At 53.5% G+C, this 22,364-nt stretch carries 18 protein-coding genes and 1 pseudogene; 6 read left to right on the top strand and 13 right to left on the bottom strand.

Annotated features, from left to right (window positions below):
• Window positions 1–2: 2 nt before the first annotated feature.
• From NL510_RS11850 to sad, 8 genes are all read right to left on the bottom strand, one after another.
• Complete coding sequence (locus NL510_RS11850) at window positions 3–1,943, bottom strand: MacB family efflux pump subunit (RefSeq protein WP_253376845.1); 1,941 nt, start codon at window positions 1,941–1,943, stop codon at window positions 3–5.
• Complete coding sequence (gene etsA, locus NL510_RS11855) at window positions 1,940–3,127, bottom strand: macrolide efflux RND transporter periplasmic adaptor subunit EtsA (protein ID WP_253376847.1); 1,188 nt, start codon at window positions 3,125–3,127, stop codon at window positions 1,940–1,942. The genes NL510_RS11850 and etsA overlap by 4 nt, the downstream gene beginning before the upstream one ends.
• 451 nt (window positions 3,128–3,578) lie before the next feature.
• The gene (locus NL510_RS11860) at window positions 3,579–5,030 is read right to left on the bottom strand and encodes a tagaturonate reductase (RefSeq protein ID WP_253376849.1); all 1,452 of its coding nucleotides are present in this window, start codon (window positions 5,028–5,030) and stop codon (window positions 3,579–3,581) included.
• Between the two features lie 150 nt (window positions 5,031–5,180).
• Window positions 5,181–6,146 (bottom strand): sensor domain-containing diguanylate cyclase, encoded by a 966-nt coding sequence (locus NL510_RS11865; RefSeq protein WP_253376851.1) that lies wholly within the window; start codon window positions 6,144–6,146, stop codon window positions 5,181–5,183.
• Between the two features lie 81 nt (window positions 6,147–6,227).
• Window positions 6,228–7,643, bottom strand: coding sequence for a sensor domain-containing diguanylate cyclase (locus NL510_RS11870; RefSeq protein WP_253376853.1), 1,416 nt, complete (start codon window positions 7,641–7,643; stop codon window positions 6,228–6,230).
• A 187-nt stretch (window positions 7,644–7,830) separates the two neighbouring features.
• On the bottom strand, window positions 7,831–8,757 hold the full coding sequence (glsB, locus tag NL510_RS11875; RefSeq protein WP_253376855.1) for a glutaminase B: 927 nt from the start codon (window positions 8,755–8,757) through the stop codon (window positions 7,831–7,833).
• Window positions 8,758–8,819: 62 nt separating this feature from the next.
• On the bottom strand, window positions 8,820–10,298 hold the full coding sequence (locus tag NL510_RS11880) for a methyl-accepting chemotaxis protein (protein ID WP_253376857.1): 1,479 nt from the start codon (window positions 10,296–10,298) through the stop codon (window positions 8,820–8,822).
• A gap of 106 nt (window positions 10,299–10,404) precedes the next feature.
• On the bottom strand, window positions 10,405–11,793 hold the full coding sequence (gene sad / locus NL510_RS11885) for a succinate-semialdehyde dehydrogenase (RefSeq protein WP_253376867.1): 1,389 nt from the start codon (window positions 11,791–11,793) through the stop codon (window positions 10,405–10,407).
• Between the two features lie 99 nt (window positions 11,794–11,892).
• Between sad and ptrR the strand changes: the two genes are divergently transcribed.
• A complete protein-coding gene (gene ptrR / locus NL510_RS11890) occupies window positions 11,893–12,789 on the top strand; it encodes a putrescine utilization regulator PtrR (protein WP_253376869.1) in 897 nt (298 codons plus the stop codon).
• Window positions 12,790–12,802: 13 nt separating this feature from the next.
• Here the strand turns inward: ptrR and NL510_RS11895 are convergent, their stop codons facing one another.
• On the bottom strand, window positions 12,803–13,594 hold the full coding sequence (locus NL510_RS11895) for a PhzF family phenazine biosynthesis protein (protein ID WP_253376871.1): 792 nt from the start codon (window positions 13,592–13,594) through the stop codon (window positions 12,803–12,805).
• 176 nt (window positions 13,595–13,770) lie between these two features.
• Between NL510_RS11895 and NL510_RS11900 the strand changes: the two are divergent.
• Window positions 13,771–14,968 (top strand): annotated as a pseudogene (locus tag NL510_RS11900) (sugar transporter).
• Between the two features lie 48 nt (window positions 14,969–15,016).
• On the opposite strand, the gene NL510_RS11905 reads toward NL510_RS11900, so the two are convergent.
• Window positions 15,017–15,682, bottom strand: a complete 666-nt coding sequence (locus NL510_RS11905; RefSeq protein ID WP_253376873.1) for a MarC family NAAT transporter — start codon at window positions 15,680–15,682, stop codon at window positions 15,017–15,019.
• 256 nt (window positions 15,683–15,938) lie between these two features.
• Here NL510_RS11905 and marR point away from each other — a divergent pair, with 256 nt between their 5' ends.
• From marR to marB, 3 genes are read left to right on the top strand one after another with little or no spacing between them, the layout of a single operon-like run.
• Complete coding sequence (marR, locus tag NL510_RS11910; RefSeq protein WP_253376875.1) at window positions 15,939–16,373, top strand: multiple antibiotic resistance transcriptional regulator MarR; 435 nt, start codon at window positions 15,939–15,941, stop codon at window positions 16,371–16,373.
• A gap of 19 nt (window positions 16,374–16,392) precedes the next feature.
• Window positions 16,393–16,773: an MDR efflux pump AcrAB transcriptional activator MarA gene (marA, locus tag NL510_RS11915; protein WP_008502237.1), complete on the top strand. Its 381-nt coding sequence runs from the start codon at window positions 16,393–16,395 to the stop codon at window positions 16,771–16,773.
• 31 nt (window positions 16,774–16,804) lie between these two features.
• Window positions 16,805–17,011 (top strand): multiple antibiotic resistance protein MarB, encoded by a 207-nt coding sequence (gene marB / locus NL510_RS11920; protein WP_253376877.1) that lies wholly within the window; start codon window positions 16,805–16,807, stop codon window positions 17,009–17,011.
• Window positions 17,012–17,047: 36 nt separating this feature from the next.
• Here the strand turns inward: marB and eamA are convergent, their stop codons facing one another.
• Window positions 17,048–17,947: an O-acetylserine/cysteine exporter gene (eamA, locus tag NL510_RS11925; protein WP_253376880.1), complete on the bottom strand. Its 900-nt coding sequence runs from the start codon at window positions 17,945–17,947 to the stop codon at window positions 17,048–17,050.
• A gap of 457 nt (window positions 17,948–18,404) precedes the next feature.
• Here eamA and NL510_RS11930 point away from each other — a divergent pair, with 457 nt between their 5' ends.
• Window positions 18,405–18,929, top strand: a complete 525-nt coding sequence (locus NL510_RS11930) for a fimbrial protein (protein WP_253376889.1) — start codon at window positions 18,405–18,407, stop codon at window positions 18,927–18,929.
• 58 nt (window positions 18,930–18,987) lie between these two features.
• Here NL510_RS11930 and NL510_RS11935 read toward each other — a convergent pair whose 3' ends face one another.
• Complete coding sequence (locus NL510_RS11935) at window positions 18,988–19,914, bottom strand: fimbrial protein (RefSeq protein ID WP_253376891.1); 927 nt, start codon at window positions 19,912–19,914, stop codon at window positions 18,988–18,990.
• Window positions 19,889–22,345, bottom strand: a complete 2,457-nt coding sequence (locus NL510_RS11940; protein WP_301308559.1) for a fimbria/pilus outer membrane usher protein — start codon at window positions 22,343–22,345, stop codon at window positions 19,889–19,891. Before NL510_RS11940 ends, NL510_RS11935 begins: the two co-directional genes overlap by 26 nt.
• Window positions 22,346–22,364 lie beyond the last annotated feature (19 nt).

Here is a 22,364-nt window from a genome sequence, read left to right on the forward strand (position 1 = left end):
GGTTACTCGCTGGCCAGTGAAACAACCGGATCCATCCTTGCCGCCTTGCGGGCGGGGAGATAACCGAAGATCATGCCGATTAAGGTTGAACAAAAAAACGCAGCGGCGGCGGCCTGCCACGAATATATAGCCGTGAACATTCCGCCCGCCAGGATGGAAAAGAGCGCGCCTGCGGCATACGACAGCGCAATGCCTAACGCGCCGCCAATCAGGCAAACCAGTACGGCCTCAATCATAAACTGCTGCATGATGTCGCTACGCCTTGCGCCTACCGCCATGCGTACGCCAATTTCATGAGTACGTTCTGTCACAGAGACCAGCATGATGTTCATCACCCCGATACTGCCGATCATCAGCGCGATAGAGGCGACCATCAGAATTAAAATGGTGAAGGTCATTGAGGTGCGTTCGATAGATTTTCTGATCTGTTCGAAGTTATAGAGTTGGAAGTCTTTTACGCCGTGACGCTGGGTTAACAACTGGGTGATAGCACTAACCGCCGCCTCGTTAGCCACATTGTCCTTAAGCCTGACGCTAATGCTGGTCAGAACTGGTTTGCCTACCATGCGGTATATCACCGTGCTGTAAGGCATCCACACGGTAATGCGGTTTGGCGCATAGCTCCGGTTGTTGCTTTTGGCGATGCCCACCACGCGTGCCGGTACGGAACCCAGGAAGACAATTTGCCCCAGCGCCTGTAGCCCCGCGTCGTCGAAAAGCGCCTTGCGGGCGTTTTCATCAATAATGACTTCCTGCAGGGCGTTGCGGTCGTCCCTGAAGGTCGCTCCCTGCAACAACTCAATACCGTTTACCCGGAAATGATCCCGCCCGACGCCGTTGATGGAAGCCGTTGCAGATTTACCGAGAAAACGAATGTTGTCTGAGGTGCTAACTTCCGGGCTTACGCTGTCGACAAATCCTTGCTTCGCCAGCGCATCAGCGTCCGCAGGTACCAGCGTTCGAATGCCCTCGATGCTGTCATCGAAGAAATCGCGCCCGGGATAAATGCTGACCACGTTGGTCCCCAGTTCTTTAATATTCTCCAGCGTCTTCTGCCTGGCACCCTCACCCAATGCCACGACGGTGACGACGGCGGCAATACCGAAAATAATCCCGGTCATGGTAAGCGTGGTGCGTAAGCGGTGTGCGTTCATCGCTTTTAGCGCCATTTGCAGCGATTCACGCGTACGATCGAGCAGCGTTTGCCAACGGCTTTGCCGGATAGAGTTGGGCGGCGGCAGTGTTTCCGTCGCAGTTACGCAACTGCCGCTATCAGCGATAATTTCGCCGTCACGCAGCTCGATAATTCGCTTCGCGTACCGGGCGACATTCATATCGTGGGTCACCATCACTACGGTATGACCACGCTGATTGAGCTCGCTCAGAATGGCTAACACTTCTTGCCCGGACTGCGAGTCCAGCGCGCCAGTCGGCTCGTCCGCAAGGATTATCTCTCCGCCGTTGATCAGCGCTCGGGCAATACTGACGCGCTGCTGCTGGCCGCCTGAAAGTTCGCCGGGTTTATGATGCTCACGCCCTTCCAGGCCAAGTCTGCTAAGTAGGACGGTCGCACGCCGCCGACGGTTCTCGCGTCCGCTGCTGGCGTAAATGGCCGGGATCTCAACGTTGCCTAGCGCGCTAAGGTCAGGCATCAAATGGTAGCGCTGGAAGATAAAGCCGATATGTTCCCGGCGCACTCTGGCCAGCTCATCGGGCGAAAAGTGGGCGGCGTTTTGCCCGCCAATGGAGTAATCGCCGCTGTCGGGTACGTCGAGGCAACCCATGATGTTCATCAGGGTTGATTTGCCCGAACCTGAGGCGCCGATGATCGCCACCATTTCACCGGCCGCAATAGTCAAATCGACGTTTTTAAGAACGGTCAACGCCTGGCTACCGTTGCCATAAGTTCGACTAATACCTTTTAGCTCGATGATGTTTCTCACGGTACCCCCCCTTCCTCAGACGCATTCTCACCCGGCTGCGACAGCACGACATTTTCCCCGACCTTTAAGCCTTTGAGGATCTGAATATCCACGCTGTTGGTGAGGCCGGTTTTCACATCCCGGGTTTCCAGCGTGCCGTTCTCCGCCAGCACCTGGACCTGCTGCTTATTTCCTTCAGCTCTGCGCACTGCCTGAATGGGTACCAGCAGCGTATTTTGGGCTTCGCCCGCAAGCAGCGTAACCTGCGCCGTCATGGCAATACGGAGTCGGTTTTCTGGGTTAGGTACGTCAAGCAGAGCGTTGTAATAGACGGACGCATTTGAGGTGCCGGAGCCTGATGCCGAACTGGTGCTGGCAAGTGAGTCGTCTTTCATTATCGACTCCGGTGCCAGTTCAACGGTACGCAGCGTCGCGTCATAGTGTATGTCCGGCTCGGAGAAGATAGTGAAACGGGCTTTTTGGCCTGGGGAAATACGGGTGATGTCGGCTTCGGAGATCTGCGCTTTAATGGTCATGACGTCCAGACGCGCTAGCTTGATGATGGTCGGCGCACTCTGGCTTGAGTTAACGGTCTGCCCCTGCTGAGTGACGACGGCGATAACAATACCATCCATCGGCGCTACGACTCGCGTATAGCCAAGATCGACCTTTTTCTTATCGACTTCGATCTGCGCCTTAACCAGTTTGGCATTCAGAGACAGTAATTCAGCGCGCGTGGTGGCAAGCGTAGCCTCCGCAGACTCAAAATCTTCACGCGAGCTGGCATCTTCACTTAACATCTGGCGCTGGCGTTTAAAACGCCGTTCAGCCTGTTTCAGAAGCGCCAGCTTCGACTGGCGTTCGGCTTTCACTTCGTTGAGCGCGGCTTCGGCGTTGCGCAAGTCGTTACGCTGAGGCACGTCGTCAATGTCGGCAATCAACTGTCCTTTAGTCACGTGGTCGCCGAGCTTCACTTTCAATGATTTCACCTGGCCTGATACCTGCGCCCCTACGTTAACGCGTTCAATCGCGTCAATGCGACCGGTGGCCAAAACGGAATTTTCTATATCGCCTTTGCGCACAGGGGCCGTAATATATTCCGGCACATCAGGGCTTCTCAGAAAGAAGAACAAAGCGATAATAAGAACGATGAGCAGCGTCACGGCTAAGACGACGGCACGGCGAGAGAGAGATTTCGTTAGCATTGTGCAGGTTTTCCATAACGATGAAAGCGGTGATCCAGGTTCTCATAGTGAATGCCCCAGCTTCTACTGGAGCTAAACACGGTGCATCTGGTTAGATTTTATCCTTAAGTGGCAAGAGGGATGTCCGCTTTATTCTGTTCCGGAAGACGGGGTTAACCCTCTGAAAGATCAGGATGAACCATCCCCTTATTTCATTTCTCCGCTTGTCACTACTTAAAATGGCATCGTTCCTGCGATATTGTATTACTTCACTCCTGCTACCACCACCGGCCATTATTTTTACCACATCGAGCGCCGTCCGGTTCCCCTGGTAATGAGCAGGTAACAAAAGGTCAACTAATCCCTCAAGACTTAGACCGCACGGTGTTGCAGACTTTTTTAAATTTAATGCTATAGTATGTTGTAACTAATTAAGGTGCGGAAAAAACCCGGCTGAAGCCGGGCTAACGGGTTAGCCGAGCGGTTGTACCGCTGCGCGCATTCCCTGAAGCAAAATAGTATCGAGATCCTGCGTGACGTGGTCTACCAGTCCCGTGACCTGAGAGAGATCGCACTCCCAGTGTTCGCTCACGCTCAGTACAGAGCGCACCAGTTCATGGGTACTGATTTGTTTATCATGGTGCCGCGCCCAAAGCTGCTGATAACGTTCAAGCCAGTGCGCGTCATCCTGCACAGGATAAGGTTCACCGTTACGCTCGCCACGGTAAAATGCGATTAACGCGGCCAGAGCAAAGGTCAGCCGCGCAGGCAATTTACCGGTTGCCTTATGCCCTGCCAGCAGTTGCGGCAAAATACGCGTGCGGTATTTGGTCATTCCGTTAAGGGCAATCGACAGCAGCTGATGCTTAATGTACGGGTTACGGAAACGCCCCGTCACTGCGCTTGCAAAGGACGCCAGCTCGTCGCGCGGCAGGTCCAGCACCGGAATGATTTCATCGTAAATCGCTTTCTCTACGAACGCGCACACGTCAGCGTCGTTCATCGCATCACCTACTGTATCCAGGCCCGCCTGGAACGCCACCGGCACCAGTGCCGTGTGCGCGCCGTTGAGGATCGCCACTTTGCGCTCTTTATAGGGTTTGATGTCATCGACAATCAGCACGTTGAGCGGGAGTTTATCCAGCCGCAGCTCGCTGGCCAGCGATTTTGGTCCCTGAATCACAAACAGGTAGAAATGTTCGGCGGTATCGAGAAAGGCATCGTGGTAACCCCGTTCCTTTTCCAGCGCGGCCACTTCATCACGCGGATAACCCGTTACAATGCGGTCAACCAGCGTAGAGCAGAAACTGTTGGCGTCATTTAGCCACTGGGTGAATGCTGCGGGAAGTGCCCACTCTTGCGCATACCGCAGAACCAGCTCACGAAGCGCAGCGCCATTGTAGTCAATCAGCTCGCACGGAATGATTATCCAGCCTTTGTCCGCAGCGCCGTTGAAATGGCTGAAACGCTCATACAGTAGGCGCGTCAGTTTAGCCGGGTAGCTCACCGCCGGAGCATCATCAAATTTATCCTCAGCGTGATAGCTGATACCGGCCTCGGTGGTATTTGAGAAAACAAAACGCATCTGTGGGTTATGCGCCAGTTTCAGGAACTCATCGTACTGGCTGTAAACGCTGATTTCACGGTTAACGGAGCGGATAAGACGCGCATCACTGACCGCCTCCCCCTTCTCATTCAGGCCGCGGATGATAGTGGTGTACAGACCATCCTGAGTGTTCAATGACGGCGGAAAGTCGCTCTGGATAGGTCGCACAATCACCACCCCGGCGTTCAAATCGGTATGTTCGTTTAACAGGTCTATTTGCCAGTCAACAAATGCGCGCAGAAAGTTGCCTTCACCAAACTGAATGATGCGTTCCGGATAATGCGCACCGGGAAAATCACGACGGTTGAGTGTGTTCACAATGGGGGATCCTTTTATGATTAGTCATACAGCCTGACAAGATTGGTGTGATAACTTATCAAAACATAACGACCAGAATCCCCTGTCTGGATCAATTCATGACGTCATTGTGAAAATTAATCATAAGAAAAGTTTAAATTTTTTGCCCTGTCACCTTGCACACTGACGCTGTTGCTTCATGGCATACATTTTTTCATCTGCATCTTTTAGCCACTGCTGCATATCATCGCCGTTATGATCGAATTCGCTCAGCCCCCAGGAGAAGGATAACGTCCACGGATGCAGCTTCCGCGCGTTGTAGGCTTCAACCTGCTCGGCAAGGTGCTGCATCGCAATCCATGCCCCCTGCTCATGGGTATCGGCAAACAGCACGGCAAACTCGTCACCGCCAAAGCGCACCAGCAGATCGGCCTCACGAAAGGAGGATCGCATCAGTGTGGCCATCGCCTTAAGCGCATTGTCGCCCTCTTCATGGCCGTAACGGTCGTTGATCTCCTTGAAACGATCAAGGTCGAGCCAGCCCAGCGTTAACGGCTCGGCGCGACGTCTGGCGACGGAAAGCGTGAACCGGACAAACTGATTAAAGCCCCGACGATTAAATAAACCGGTGAGTTCATCCGTGGTTGCGGCACTGACGGCGGCAAATTCATCTTCTACCAGTGCGCCAAGGTCGTCTAACACCGCAAGATCGCCGGGTGAAAACTCACGCGGTGCGTAGTCTATAACGCATAAAGACCCCACGCTCGCGCCATCCCTTAAGCGCAAGGGAATACCTGCATAAAAACGGATCCCAGGCTTACCCACCACCAGCGGATTATCAACAAAACGCGGATCCTGTTGCGTGTCCCCCACCACCAGCGGAGCGTGGCTCAGGATTACATGACCACAGAATGAGATGTCACGAGGAAGGGTGTCAGGCCCCTGCCCGCTAACGGATTTCATTATCAGAGAATGTTCCTCGACGAGGTTAACCATCGCCAGCGGCACCCCAAAGAAGCGTTTTGCCAGTCGCGTAAGGCGATCGAACGCCGGGGAACGTTCAATCTCTAAGAGTCCAGACTCACGCAGCGAGTTCAGACGTTCCAGTTCATTTTCAGGGGTAGCGGGTGCTTTCATAACGTCTCCTGACGCATAGCATTACTAAAAGCGTAGCTTAAACAGAAACATTGTCATCCGGTTCTCATTATCGTGATCCGCTCAAGCTTGCTCGTCCGGGAAATGAGCGCTGGTGCGATTACGCCCCGCTTTTTTCGAACGATAAAGGTGGTCGTCCGCTTCGGCCAGAAGCTTATTGAACACCTCTGTCAGCTGTCGCGCCCCTGGTCTTCCACTTCCCAGGCCAATACTGACGGTCAGAAATAGCGTTTGCTGTCGCCAGGTGAACGGATGATGAGCAATAGTGACTCTAATACGTTCCGCCAGTTCGACGCCATGCTTCGCGTCTTCGCTATACACGACAACGGCGAACTCCTCGCCCCCCATCCGCGCGACCAGCCCGTCCTCCCCGACAACGTTCCGCACCTGCCGGGCAAATACGGCCAACACACGGTCTCCGCACTCGTGTCCATAGTTATCGTTAATGTTTTTAAAGTAATCGATATCCAGCAGCATGACGGTCAGGTAGCGTGAATGCCGATGTGTCTCTTCTTCTTTAAGCGCTTCATAAAGCCCGGAGCGGGAGTAAACCTGAGTCAGAAAATCATAATCCGCGCGCAACGAGACCTGTTGTATCAGGGAATTAATGGCCGCCATGCTAACGGAAACCATGATCGGGCAAATGGCCATCGTGGCAATACCGAGCCGGGCTGAGAACATCATCGGCGTCGACAGCGGCGCAGCCACGGCGATATTAATAATGCCGTTCGCCACCAGAATTACCTCCGCCGCGCCGGTGATAAAGGTCAGCAGACAGGTTGCCGGCAGGGAATAACGCACCGCACACCAGATAAGCGCGGGCAGTGGGAAGGCCAGACTCCCTGCCCCGCCAATCACCACAGACGCCATGACCGATACGATCAGCGCCAGCACCGGCAATAACCGTTCAGGACGCAAACGAATCTGCTTAACGGGTACGCTCACTGTCAGCATACAGGGCACGATGAGTACACCGGTCGAAAACTGTTCGCTAAACCAGTCGGCAAACAGCGGCCAGAAGGTTTGACTGTCAATACCCACTGAGCCAACCGCTCCGAGTAAGGCGCACAGCAGTGCAGCAATCAGGCAGTAATTAAACAGCCGTAGCGCATTAAGCGGATCGGGGGTTTTCTTCAGCATTCGCTTATCGCGTAGCACCAGCAGCGCGACCGTGACGATAAAAACCATATTTGACAGGTTAATGATAAGCGAAGCCATACCCCAACTGGTGGTCACTACGTCGTATACCAGCATCGCGACATAAGATACCGCGTAATAATGAATACGGTTCAGATACGCATAGCGGGCAAACACGCCAGCCATCACGCCATTTAGCGGCCAGAACAGGGATAACGCTTCAACCAGACGTAATTCCGCCCCCACAAAATAAAAAAAGGTAGTGAGGATAAAAATACCCGCCGCATTCCGCAGCGGGTTTTCTGCCTGAAAAAGCCTGAAAGTTAAGAGAGCAGGATGCATTGAACATCAGTCCATATAATGACTTACGGCAAGAATTTACGGTCGTCAGCATGAAGGAGAATGACTTGACGTCTATCTATAGCACATAAACGACAGGAGCATAACTCGTCAAATTTAGGGGTTCATCTGCACTCCCAGCTAATGGTAGAGCGCGCCAGACGGGAAAAAAGGGATTCAAGCGATGACATCAGTATACGGAACGCCCCAGGCGTTGGGTCAGTTGTTCAAGCACGGCCACACCGGCAAGTGAATTACCCGTCTCGTCCAGTTCCGGACTCCAGACGGCAATCGCCATCTCATGCGGCACAATCGCCACTACGCCGCCGCCGACACCCGATTTAGCCGGAAGGCCTACCCGCCAGGCGAATTCTCCGGCGTTCTGATACATTCCGCTGGTCGCCATCAGGGCGTTCACCTGCCGGGCCTGCATTGGGGAGACCACCTCCTCGGCAAGATGCGGGGCATATCCCTGATGCGCCAGAAACAGAAACGTCTGCGCCAGCTCAACGCAATTCATTTTCAGCGCACAGTAATGAAAGTAATTTTGCAATACAGTCGCCACGTCATTATGGAAATTGCCGAAGGATTTCATCAGCCAGGCGATGGCCGCATTGCGCGCAGAGTGTTCAAACTCCGAACGCGCGACGACGGGATCGTAGGCAATATCCGTAATTCCGGAAAGCTGACGTACGATTTCGAGCATCCGCTGGCGCGGTGCGCTAAGACGGCTTTGCAGCATATCGCACACCACCAGCGCCCCGGCATTGATGAACGGATTGCGCGGCTTCCCCTGCTCGATTTCGAGCTGCAGGAGCGAGTTAAACGGCTGGCCGGAAGGATCTTTGCCCACGCGCTGCCAGATCTCCTCCTCTTCGTAGTGACGCATCGCAGCGACCAGACTCAGCACTTTGGAAATGGACTGTATTGAGAAACGCTCTGTGGCGTCACCGGCCTGATAGCGTTGTCCGTCCAGAGTACAAATGGCAATGCCAAGCTTGTTCCCGCTAACCGAAGCGAGCGCCGGAATATAGTCGGCAACTTTACCTTTCCCGAGTAATGGACGAACCTGCGCCAGAATCTCGTCCAGCATCTCATTATGGATGACCGCAGCCACACTTTGCTCCTTGCCCTCAGGCTAAAACGGGCTGCGAGTATAACAGACGCTTATGACTTGCGTCAGGCGCTAAGACGAAAACGGGTAACAGCCTGCAGCAAGAGATCCGATCCCTTAAGGAGGCGCGCCGAAGCGTGCGAGGCGTCGGATACCAGCACGTCAGTCTGACGAGAAACCTGATTCAGGGCCTCAAGCTGACGGGTCATCTGATGGATACTCTCCCCCTGACTCAGGGTAGCCGTCGAAATATCATTCAGTAAACTGCTTAAATTCGCCACCAGCCCGGTGACCTGCTGAAGAGTGTGTTCAAGACGGTTAACCGCTTTCGAGCCATCTTCAATTCCCTGCAGGGAGTAATTAATCAGCTCCTGAATGGTCTGCGTTGAATGACTGCTCTTCCTGGCGAGCAGCCCCACTTCCCGGGCCACCACGGCAAACCCACGTCCCTGATTTCCCGCATGGGCAGCCTCAATCGCCGCATTCAGCGCCAGAATGTTGGTCTGAAACGCCACGCTGTTGATAAGCGCCACGATGCCCTGCATTTCGGACGAGCGGTCAACGATCGCCCGCATGGATTCATTCACTCTAGACATCATTTGATCGCCGCCTGCGGCCGCCTGACGCGCAGACTGCTGATACAGCTTCTGGTTACCCTCTGCCAGAGAGCCAATGTTCTCTACCATCGAGGCGGTGGCATTGCTGACCTGCATCACCAGTTGCTGAAGCCCGCGCTGCATGGTGATAATACTGTCATACAGCTGGCCGACCTCGCGGTTAAAACGGACAACCTCAGGAGGGGTGCCGGAAAGATCGCCCGCAGCCAGCCGGTTAATGTGTGTAATCAAGCGGCGCAGCGGCGCGATCACCCACTTCGCCATACCGAACCACACCGCCATAGCAATGCCAAGCAACACAACCGGGGCGAGCAGGAACAGCGTTTGCAGGTAAGAGAGTTGTTCCATCAGCGAATGTCGTCCTTGCACTGCCTGTTTCTCGCGAAGCTGCTGATAGCGCGCATAGTTGTCATTAAAGTCGGTCTGAAACGCCTGGGCGGGTACGGCAAAAAAGGCGTCGATGGCGTTGGTTTTGATAAGCCCCTCAGCCTGCTCGTTGATAGCGCCGTAGAAAAGCTGATAGCTGGCAATCAGCGCATCATCTTTTGGAGGATTCAGCGCCAGCCACGCATTCCAGTCCTGCTGCGAGGCATCCAGGGCTTTCTGCGCTTCATCCATCAGGCTATGCCAGCTTCCTTCAGACCCGGTCTCTTTATCCTGCATAAACCAGACACCAGAGCGGTTAAGCAGGTCGCTTGCCGCCAGCAGCGACACGCGCGCCATCTCCAGCTTACTCTTCTGCTGGTAGGCCAGTTGATTATGCTGTTCATTACGCTGAGCGTCTTTCAGGGAGGCAGTCAGCAGAAAGGAGGAGGAAAGCTGCAACGCGCAGAACAGCCCGATAATACAAAAGATAGCGGCCAGCAGATCAAACTGACGCGGGAGGATGCGCTGCGCACTACGGCGAAAAATTTGCGTTAGGTTCATAATTTTCTTCAGTAACAATGCGTTAGACGCTCGCGAGTCTACGAAACGAAAATGACAGAACCATTGCAGAAAAATGACAGGGGCAGTCATTGCCGCCCCGTTAACGTTACACCCGGTTTTTCCACACCGTCTGCACATTACAGAATTCGTGCAAACCAAAGTGTGAAAGCTCACGCCCGAAGCCGCTTTTTTTCACGCCGCCAAACGCAACGCGTGCATCACTGGCGCTGTAGCCATTAATAAACACCCCACCACACTCCAGCTCACGGGAGAATTTTTCCGTAAGCGCAGCGTCTGCGCTAAACACCGTGGCAGATAAACCAAAATCACTGTCGTTAGCCAACTGCAGGGCATGATCCGCATCCTTAGCCACGGTAATTGCCGCAACCGGGCCGAACAGCTCCTGACGGAACGCCGTCATATCCGCTGTTACATTACCGAGCACAGTTGGGGCGTAATAGTTCCCTGCTCCGGAAATTTTCTCACCGCCCAACAGCAGCGTGGCGCCTTCTGCAAGCGTAGCCTGTACCTGCTGGTGCAGCTCATCGCGCAGATCGTAGCGGGCCATTGGGCCAAGACAGGTTTGGTCTTGCTCCGGCGCGCCCATCTTCAGGCCAGCCGTCGCCTCGACGAAACGTCGGGTGAAGGCGTCAGCAATGCGCTCCTCGACAATAAAGCGTTTTGCCGCCGCGCAAACCTGGCCGGTATTCTGATAACGCCCTGCCACTGCCGCCTTCACGGCCAGATCCAGATCGGCATCATTCAGGACGATAAACGGATCGGCGCCGCCCAGCTCAAGTACGCACTTTTTGAGTGCCGCCCCCGCCTGGGCGCCGATGGCCGCCCCGGCTCGCACGCTGCCGGTCACGGTAATGGCCGCGATACGACGATCGTTTATCGCCTGGCTTACGCCGTCGTTAGTGGCATTTACCCAGCCAAACACGCCCTCAGGGAAACCGGTGTCAGCAAAAATCTGCGCGATAAGCGCTGCTGAACCCAGGACGTTGGGGGAATGTTTAAGCAGATAGCTGTTACCCGCCAGCAGGATGGGGACTGCGCCGCGCAGCACCTGCCAGAGCGGAAAGTTCCACGGCATTACCGCCAGAATCGGCCCCAGCGGACGGTACTCAATCACCGCGTTGTGGTTTTCTACAAGCGTGGGTTCGCTGTTCAGCATGGCCGGGCCATAGTCGGCGTACCAGTCGCACAGACTGGCAGATTTGCTGACTTCAGCACGCGCCTGAGCAATGGGCTTGCCCATTTCGCGCGTCATCATTTGCGCCATCTCTTCAGCCCGATGACGCAGCGCCGTGCCGAGATCGCGAAGCTTCTGCGCACGGTCAGCCACGCTTGCGTTACGCCACTGGCGAAAACCGGTATCGGCCAGGCTAAGGGCCTGTTCAACGTCTTCGGATGTCGCCCAGGGGCAGGCGGCCAGCGTCTCGCCCGTCGCCGGGTTAACCGAAAAGGCATGGGTAGCAGATGAATAAGTCATGATGTTCTCCACGTAATAACAGTTGCGTCAGTATGGAACACTCTGCTATTTCTTAAAAATGAATAATACAAACCATTTTATTCACAAAAAGAGAATGGCATGGATTTAACTCAGTTGGAAATGTTTAACGCGGTTGCACTCACCGGCAGCATCACCCAGGCCGCGCAGAAAGTGCACCGCGTTCCGTCTAACCTGACGACCCGTATTCGCCAGCTCGAAGCCGATCTGGGCGTGGAGTTGTTTATTCGTGAGAACCAGCGCCTGAGGTTGTCTCCTGCCGGGCACAACTTTTTGCGCTACAGCAAGCAGATCCTTGCTCTGGTTGACGAAGCGCGAAGGGTCGTCGCCGGGGATGAGCCTCAGGGATTGTTTGCCCTCGGTGCGCTCGAGAGTACCGCCGCAGTGCGCATACCGGAAAGCCTGGCGCTGTTTAATCAACGCTATCCGCGCATTCAGTTCGCGCTCTCTACCGGGCCATCCGGCACGATGATCGACGGCGTGCTGGAGGGAACCCTGAGCGCGGCGTTTGTCGACGGGCCGCTATCACACCCGGCGCTGGAAGGTATGCCGGTTTACCGGGAAGAGATGGTGCTGGTCACGCCAGCCGGACACGCTAAAGTCTCGAAGGCCGCTCAGGTCAATGGCAGCGATGTCTACGCTTTTCGCGCCAACTGTTCGTATCGCCGACATCTGGAAAGCTGGTTCCATGCCGACAGGGCAACGCCCGGGCGCATTCATGAAATGGAGTCCTACCACGGAATGCTCGCCTGCGTGATTGCGGGGGCAGGCATTGCGCTGATGCCGCGCTCAATGCTGATGAGCATGCCGGGACACCATCAGGTAGAGGCGTGGCCGCTGGCGGAAAACTGGCGCTGGCTGACCACCTGGCTGGTATGGCGTCGCAAAGCGATGACCCGCCAGCTCGAAGCATTTATCGCGCTGCTAAATGAACGAGGCTCCCCGAATCAGGGGGCCTACGGCGGAGGCAACGCCTGACAGGCACGGGCAGCTAACGCAAAAAAATCCGCCCTTTCAGGTATAACGTCGCCTGGCCGCCAATTAACACCCGGTCGCCCTTTTGCTCGCAGCGTAAATCTCCGCCACGGGCGGACACCTGGCGGGCATTCATCTGCGTTTTGCCAAGCTTAACATGCCAGTATGGGATCAGCATGCTGTGGGCCGATCCCGTTACCGGATCTTCCGGTACACCTTCGCCGGGGCAGAAAAAACGGCTGACAAAATCGTATTGCTCGCCCGGGGCGGTGACACAAACCATTTTATCCAGCGGGATCATCGCCGCGATATCCGGGGTTAACGCCTCCACCTGCCGCTGATTCTCCATCACCACCAGGTAATCCCGTCCGACACGCACCTCTTTCGCCGCATCAATGCCCAGCGCGCTGAAGAGCAGCGCCGGGGGATTGTCGACAGCCTCCGTTGACCAGGCCGGGAAATTTAACGTCAGCCAGTCGCCGTTACGCGTGACCTTAAGCTCGCCAACAAAGCGCGTCGAGAAAGTGATTTCAGTGTGCGGGTAATCCAGATATTCAAAAATGACATGGGACGCGGCCAGCGTCGCATGGCCGCAGAGGTTGATTTCATGGAGCGTGGTAAACCAGCGCAGCTCGAAGCCGGTGTCGGTACGCACGAAGAAGGCGGTTTCGGACTGGTTGTGCTGCTGAGCCATTTTGAGCAAGGTTTCGTCCGCAAGCCACTCTTCCAGCGGGCACACCGCGGCGGCATTACCGCCAAACACCCTGTCGCTAAACGCATCAACCAGATAAAAATCAATCTCCTGCATGGTTTTACCCTCTGTTTTTATTGTGCTGGTCTGTATATTCAGTGATAACAAAGTCTTTAGCTACCGTATTCATCCGCTAATTTTTGCGATATCCATCACATAATGGTTGAGTTTTAGCCGTTTATCGCTTTAAGATCGCCTCCTCGTCTTTTACGCAACGAATCTACGACATCCCTATGACAACGAACACAGTTACCCGCAGGGTCGCGTGGCTACGCGTGGTCACTCTGGCTATTGCCGCGTTTATTTTTAATACCACTGAATTTGTTCCGGTTGGGCTGTTATCTGACATCGCCGGAAGTTTCCAGATGGAGACGGCTCAGGTTGGCATTATGCTGACCATTTATGCATGGGTAGTGGCGCTGATGTCACTGCCCTTTATGCTGCTCACCAGCCAAATGGAGCGGCGCAAATTACTGATTGGCCTGTTCGTGGTGTTTATCGCCAGCCACGTGCTGTCGTTTATGGCGTGGAACTTTATGGTGCTGGTCATCAGCCGCGTAGGGATCGCCTTCGCCCACGCGGTGTTCTGGTCGATAACCGCATCCCTGGCCATCCGCCTTGCGCCTGCGGGGTAAACGTGCTCAGGCGCTGAGCCTGATTGCGACCGGAACGGCGCTGGCGATGGTGCTGGGCCTGCCGATCGGCCGTATCGTGGGGCAATACTTTGGCTGGCGCACCACCTTCTTTACTATCGGAATGGGCGCACTGGTTACGCTGTTATGTCTGATCAAATTACTGCCTACGCTGCCGAGCGAGCATTCTGGATCGCTGAAAAGCCTTCCGCTGTTGATACGTCGTCCGGCGCTGATGAGCATCTATCTGCTGACGGTAATTGTGGTTACCGCCCATTACACGGCTTACAGCTACATTGAGCCATTTGTGCAGGTTGTGGCCGGCTTTAGCGCAAACTTTGCGACCCTCCTGCTGCTTATTCTCGGTGGCGCAGGCATCATCGGCAGTATTCTGTTTGGCAGGTTCGGCAACAAGCATGCCTCGACGCTGGTCAGCTGCGCTATTGGTCTGCTGCTGGCGTGCCTGCTGTTGTTGATGCCTGCCGCGGCCAGCGAAAGCCATCTGGCGATCCTTAGCCTGTTCTGGGGGGTGGCAATTATGATTATCGGGCTGGGTATGCAGGTCAAGGTGCTGGCCCTGGCGCCGGATGCGACGGATGTCGCAATGTCACTGTTTTCCGGGATTTTCAACCTCGGAATTGGCGCGGGCGCGCTGGTGGGAAATCAAATCAGCCTGCACGTTTCAATGTCGGCGATAGGCTATCTCGGGGCGATCCCGGCGCTGGTGGCGCTTATCTGGTCAGTGCTTGTTTTTCGCAAATGGCCGGCCCCGATGGAAGAACAGGCGCATCGCGGATAATGTGATGCGGTTTTTGCCCGACAGCGCTACGCTTGCCGGGCAAAAAAATCAGGGGTAAGTTTTAATAATTTCCAGCACGCCGTTAATAATAAACTGCACGCCCATACATACCAGCAAAAAGCCCATCAGCCGGGAAATCGCCTCAATACCGCCCTTGCCCACCCAGCGCATAATGGCCCCTGAGCTACGCAAAGAAACCCATATAATGACGCCGATAATCGCGAAGATCAGCGGCGGTGCAACGGCCAGTACCCAGTCAGGAAACGTTGCGTTATCACGTACCGTCGAGGCGGAACTGATAATCATCGCAATTGTCCCTGGGCCTGCCGTACTCGGCATGGCAATGGGCACAAAGGCAATATTCGCACTCGGTTCGGATTCCAGCTCCTCGGATTTGCTTTTCGCTTCCGGAGATTCATGCGCTTTGTGCGCAGGAAACAGCATGCGGAAGCCGATAAAGGCCACAATCAACCCCCCGGCGATACGCAGACCGGGTATCGAAATGCCGAAGGTATTCATCACCACCTGGCCGGCGTAATATGCAACCATCATGATGGCGAACACGTAAATGGCGGCCATCATCGACTGATGATTGCGCTCCGCGCTGTTCATGTTCCCTGCCAGCCCCAGAAAGAGTGCAACCGTCGTGAGCGGGTTAGCCAACGGCAACAGCACCACCAGCCCGAGGCTAATTGCTTTAATCAAATCCACCATAAGTTGTCGTTGTCCTTATCCATATTAAATACCGCAATTATAGGGTGAAAAGGCGTCGCTGAGCCATGGTCACAACGTAAGGATTGTTGTCGTTGCTCATTGATAACCGTTTATTATGTATATGATTTAAAAGACGGCAAAAAATGCGCATAAAACGTTTTAGCAATTCGTGGCATCCCCTGATTCATTCAGTTGACTTATACTTGCCTGAGCAATAATATCTGCCGTGACTAAACTACTTGCCAGGGCAACCATTGTGAAAAGCACCAGTGATCTGTTCAACGACATCATCCCGCTGGGTCGGCTTATTCATATGGTTAACCAAAAAAAAGATCGCCTGCTCAATGACTACCTGTCACCGCTTGATATCACCGCAACACAGTTCAAAGTGCTGTGTTCCATCCGCTGCGAAGTGTGTATCACGCCGGTTGAGCTGAAAAAGGTGCTTTCCGTCGATCTGGGTGCGTTAACGCGCATGTTAGATCGTCTTGTGTGTAAAGGATGGATAGAACGGAGCCCTAACCCGAATGACAAACGTGGCGTGCTGGTGAAGCTCACTTACGACGGCGCAGCCATGTGTGAGCAATGTCACCAACTCGTAGGACACACACTGCACCAGGAATTAACAAAAAACTTAACGGCAGATGAAGTGGCAACGCTTGAGCTTTTGCTTAAGAAAATACTGCCGTAATCAGAAAAGAGGTATGACGATGTCCAGACGCAATACTGACGCTATAACCATTCATAGCATTTTGGACTGGATCGAAGATAACCTGGAATCGCCGCTCTCACTTGAAAAAGTGTCTGAGCGTTCAGGTTACTCAAAATGGCACCTGCAACGGATGTTCAAAAAAGAGACTGGTCATTCATTAGGTCAATACATTCGCAGCCGCAAGCTGACCGAAATTGCCCAAAAATTGAAAGAAAGTAATGAGCCGATCCTTTATCTGGCGGAGCGTTATGGGTTTGAGTCACAACAAACCCTCACGCGAACGTTCAAGAACTATTTTGACGTACCGCCGCATAAGTATCGTATCACCAGTGTTCCGGGTGAATCCCGATACCTCTATCCGCTCAAACATTGTAGTTAATTTCGCCTGTAAAGACGTAACCGAGGAAATCATGAAAGTCATCGCCTCCGCCGCCCTCGCCTTGCTGGTGCTTGTCTCCAGCCAGACATTCGCGGAGCAACCCCCCGGTGCAACGCAGCAAAATAATCGTGAAACGATGATTTTGCCGTCAGCACATGAACAGTCACCCTTTGATTTAAACCATATGGGTGCGGGTAGCGACAAATCCGACGAATTAGGCGTACCGTATTACAACTGATTCGCTTAGCCCCGCAGATGCGGGGCTTGTTCCTGTTTATCCCCGCAGCCGCCTCGCCCGACGCCAGCGCAAACCAAACACGTTGATGTACAGACCGGCCATAACCAGCACCGCGCCAAGCAACTGCAGCGCACTCAGCTTTTCATCCAGCAGTATCGCTGCACTGGCAATCCCCACTACCGGGACCAGCAGAGACAACGGCGCCACGCGCCAGGTTTCGTAACGCCCCAGCAGCGACCCCCAGATCCCATACCCCACGATGGTGGCAATAAACGCCAGATAGATTAGTGAAAGCACAGTAGTGAGATCGATTTCAATCAGGCTCATAAGCATAGTTTGCGGGCCATCGAGGATAAATGAGGCCGCCATAAAGGGGATAACCGGGATCAGCGCACTCCAGACAACCAGCGACATCACTGGCGGACGCGTCTGGTGCTGCATAATCAGTTTGTTGAAGATGTTGCCACAGGCCCAGCTCAGCCCAGCCGCCAGCGTGAGCATAAAGCCGAGTAACGCCACATGCTCGCCATTCAGGCTGGCTTCAATCAACACCAGCACGCCAAAAACAGCAAGGGTGATCCCCGCCAGCTGTTTCCCCTGTAGCCGCTCGCCAAAGACAAACGCGCCGAGAATGATGGTAAAGAAGGCCTGCGCCTGCAGCACCAGCGAGGCCAGCCCCGCAGGCATACCGAACTTAATGGCGCAGAACAAAAACGCAAACTGGCCGAAGCTGATGGTCAGGCCGTAACCCAGCAACAGTTTGAATGGGATCGTCGGGCGCGCGACAAAAAAAAGCGCCGGGAAAGCCACCAGTAAAAAACGCAGTCCCGCCAGCATCAATGGCGGCATGTTATGCAACCCCACCTTGATGACCACAAAATTCAGCCCCCATACAATGACCACCAGCAACGCCAGCAGTCCGTCTTTACGCGTCATATCCGCCTCCCCTCCTGAATATTAAATTTTTGTTAACACGTCAAGATAACGAAAAAAAAACGCTTACGAACAGATCATTAATATTGGCAGCCAGTCGACGGTGCTGAAAGCCTGGTTTGCCGATGTCCTGACGTCCAGTGAAAAAGCGCACGTCTTTTCGCTTAACTACACCTAAGAGATTAAGACGGTCTGAACGTTATGTCCTGTAATCAATATTTCCCACACGGGTTAAATAATAAACAACCCAACCTACCTCTGTGCTGAAAATATGCGCAGGTGCTTTTTTGCGCGTTTAAATCTCATTATCCTAAATTGTATATTTTATATATTTTAAGAAACACCTCATGTCTAAATGTGGACATTTAAACCAGTATGAATTATTTGGAATGCTGTTTATGATTTATTACCGTTTTAACTAGAACGGTATTACACACTTATTTTTTATAGGAAAACATCAATGAAACAATTAATCAAATTCAGCATAGCTGCTGCAATTGCGACTTCCTGCGCCACGTTTGCGGCAAATGCTGCCGATAATCAGGTGGATTTTACCGGTATTTTAGCCAGCTCGTCTTGTAATGTCTCTGTAAACGGCGGAGATAATACAGTTGATATGGGTCTTATTGACACATCAGGCATGGGCGCTGGAGAAATTACTGACGACGTTGCTTTTTCCGTTGACATTAAAAACTGCCCAACGACGCTGCAGACTGCGGTTCTGCAGTTCCAGGGCACGGCTTTCGATGGCAATAGCGCTTTATATAGTATTACCAAGCCTAGCGGTAACCAGCAAGATCATATCGCGCTGCAAATTAAAGATATCAATAGCCAGGGTTATATTAACCCTAATACCGACAGTGCTTATATCCTGTCACAAGGAAACGTTACCATTCCTCTTGCTGCCAGCATGAAACTGGTTAAGGATGGCGTGGATGATGGTGCATTTACGGTATCAACAACCCTGCATATTGATTATAAATAACAGCCCAGCCTGATATTGATTAATTAAGCCGCGCCTGGTCGCGGCTTTTTTAGTGGCGTTACGGATAAATTATATGAAACGTTGCCGTCGCGTTGAAATTCCCCTGAGACAGTTCGCCATCGCTTATTAAGTCTGCTTTAAACATTAATGCCCCCGTTTGCGGTGCCACTTTAAATATCCGGTTAAGATAAAGCGGACTCCCCTGCGAATGGCTAATACGAATAGCAATGCCTTTATCCTTAAGCTGCGGCGAGGATAAATAACCCTTGTCGGTGGCAACCCCCTCCCAGCGGGTTAAGATTGGCCCCTGAAAGGCGCACTGATAGCGCAAGGCGAAAGGTTTGCTGCTGATTACGGTTCCGCGAAAGGCATTTCGGTCAAAATCGACCTCGCCAAAATCGACTTTCTCATCCTGAACAATACATGACTCCTGGCGCAGATGTACGCCGTGCATTAACGAGATAAGCACCGCGGGCTTTCCGCTATCGGGCTGGATAACGCCATAAACTCCAGGATGCAACACGCCGCTCATCTCGACAGCCGGCAGCGTTTGCACTAACTGAAACGTTATTTTCGGCTTCACGGGCCAGGCATGATGGCAGTTGAAGCCTTTGCAGCTCAACGGCGCTCGCCAGGGAAAGTGTTTATCGTCCATCAAAAGACGATACCCTATTCCCCGTACATTGGTGGAGTAAATGCCATGGGCGTTTTTGCTGGAGTAACGCGCCAGCCCGGTCACGCGGCCGTCGCCGGAACAGATGAAAGGCTGCTCATCACTCTCCCCGGAAAGGGTGATCGTTTTTTGCGCCAGGATACTACCCGGCGGGTTTGATGCCGACAGCGTGATATCAGGCAGCATAAATTTTACGCGCTGGGTACGTTCAACATGGCAGCCCGCATGGGCGGCAGGAACAGAGAGGGCTACGATAAAAAATGAGGCCCGCCAGTAGGGGGAGACGCTACTGGCAGTGAAGCTGTAATTCATAAAGACGTTTTCCTGACTCTGTTTTGATTTTGTAGGGTGCATGACAGACCCGGGCTGGATCGCCCCATTGCGCGACGATCGTGCCCTCAGGCGACACGCCGGACAAATAGACCTGGCCATTTTCATCGATGATCCCCTCATTGCTCGCCTTCCCCGCCGTGGCAGTGGCGCCAAAGGGAAGCAGAGCGCCATCAGGTGCGCGCAGCGTGACTAACAGTTTTGCGCCGACGTGCGGCGAAAATTCCGCCACAACGATAGCCCCCTCGGTTGGCACCGTTGAGACGACGGTATTCCCCGGTTCGATATCACTGCGCATCTTTTCAGTATCCAGGGCCACGGTGTCCTGCCGATAAGGTTGTAAATAGGGGACGATGGCATGGCCGAAACGATCGGTCACTACCCCCGGATTATTTTTAATAACCAAACCGGGGGCATTACGGGCCTTAACCAGCGCAACCGCGTCGTTGGTGTCGAAAGGCTGCCCTGCCGCGATGCCACAGGCGGAGGCGATGAGGGAGCCTTTTACCTCATAACTGAGACTTTGGCGCGCGGTGGCATGGCTATAGTTGGCCGAATATTCTCCATGCCGCCCCTTATAATTCACGTTAGCACTTTGCTCGGTTGTCGCTGAATCACCATGCGTCGCGTTCATATTCCAGTTAAGGGAATCATCATCAAAAGCATTACCGTTTATTCCCAGGGACTGCGACGGTGCGCCTGGACGTTGAAGGTTGCTGGCAAGGGAGACCCAGGTGTCTTTGGCAAACAGAGCAAACGGGATCTGGACATTGAGCGAGAACTGCTGTTCAGTCTCGTTCTCTTCATTCTGCGTCCAGGCCCAGCCCATGCTGACGCTAACCTGGCCCAGAGAAAAGTTATCCGACAGCGACAGGCTCTCCTGAGTATCGCGATGCCAGTATTCAGCCCGCCACGCCGACAAGGCAAACGTGTTGGCGTCCCCGATGGGTTGATTGACCGAAACCTGAAGCTTGTTTTTCTGATACGCCGTCAGTTCATCGTCATCGTCGTAATGGGTTATCGCATCCGGAAAGGCGATATAGTTCTCTGACGGCGCGAACGACCACGAAAGCGAGATATCGGTATTGGAATCAATCAGATTTTTGGAATACTGCAGGCGATAATTTTGCCCCTCTGCGTACAGGGTGTCGGAATTAAATCGCATGGCGGTGACATCCGCCGAGATCGAGCCAAATTGCTGAAGACCAAGGGCATAGCCAACATCAGCAGCCTTGTATTTTTGCGCCACAAGTCCCCCGCCGAAAACCGTCATCTCACCCGGAAGGCCGTAAAAAAAGGTCATTTGAGAGAAGATCTGATTATCCGCGTCGTTATTGTCGGTTCGCCCGGCGTTAACGCTGTATCGAAGATGGCCCGGGCGCTGCATAGCGGAAACCATTCCCCAGGGCTGGGTAAAGTAATGCGTACTCCCATCAGCCTCGGTGATCCTGACGTTGAGTTCACCGCCGCCGGACTGCGGATAAAGATCGTTAATCACGAACGGTCCGGCAGAAACATAGCGCTTAGAAATCACATTGCCGTTCTGGCTAATTTCGACCTGGGCATTTGATGTTCGGGCGATGCCCCGGATGACGGGGGCATAGCCCTGCGCCTGGTCGGAGTACATGGCGTTATCCGTCGCAAGGGAAACCCCGCGGTAGGAAACGCTATCAAAGAGTGCGCCATCGCTGCTACTATCACCGGCGATCAGCATGCTTCGCAGCAGGGGAATATCGCGCTGCACCCACACCTGGTCGCTGCTCCAGGTGGTATTATCGTCCTCAGGTTTATCAAGCGTGCCAATGCTGCGAAACCGCCATGCGCCAACGTTAGCCCCGCTCATCAGGCGCATGTACTGCTCTTCGGGCTTAAAGCTCTCCCCTTGCTCTTGTTTTTGCGCTCCGTTGATATCGTAATTCAGGCTTAAGGCGTTTACGCCCTCATCCCACTGCGATGAAACAACACTCAGGTCGGCATCTGGCCCATTTTTTAAAAGAGCTTGCGGAATGTTGATATCGAGTATTTGTTTGATGAAGTTAAACGTGACCGATACCCCTTCCAGCGCCCCTGGAAACGCCAGCTTTTCATTAGCATCAATGGCATCATCGGCAAAAAATAGACCAAAGGTATGCAGCGTCGCAATAGACAAAACAGGAGCAAGCTTACCTTCTTTATTATGCACAAAATTAAGTTTGGTTCTGGCAACCAGTTTGTTATTTATTCTGACGGCGACATAATATTCTCCCTCCGGGTGGGAGTATCCATTAAATTGGTTCAGGTTAATATTTTTTGCCATCGTTTGGTTTGTATTCTCAATGGCAAAACTATCGAATGAAAACTCGGCACAATGAACGTTTCCTGAGCATAAAACTAAACCTGCAGCCGAACTGAAAAAATAAAACCGGGCATCCATCCGTCTATGATCCTGCGTA

The sequence above is a fragment of the unidentified bacterial endosymbiont genome, from assembly GCF_918797525.1.
GTDB lineage: Bacteria > Pseudomonadota > Gammaproteobacteria > Enterobacterales > Enterobacteriaceae > Enterobacter.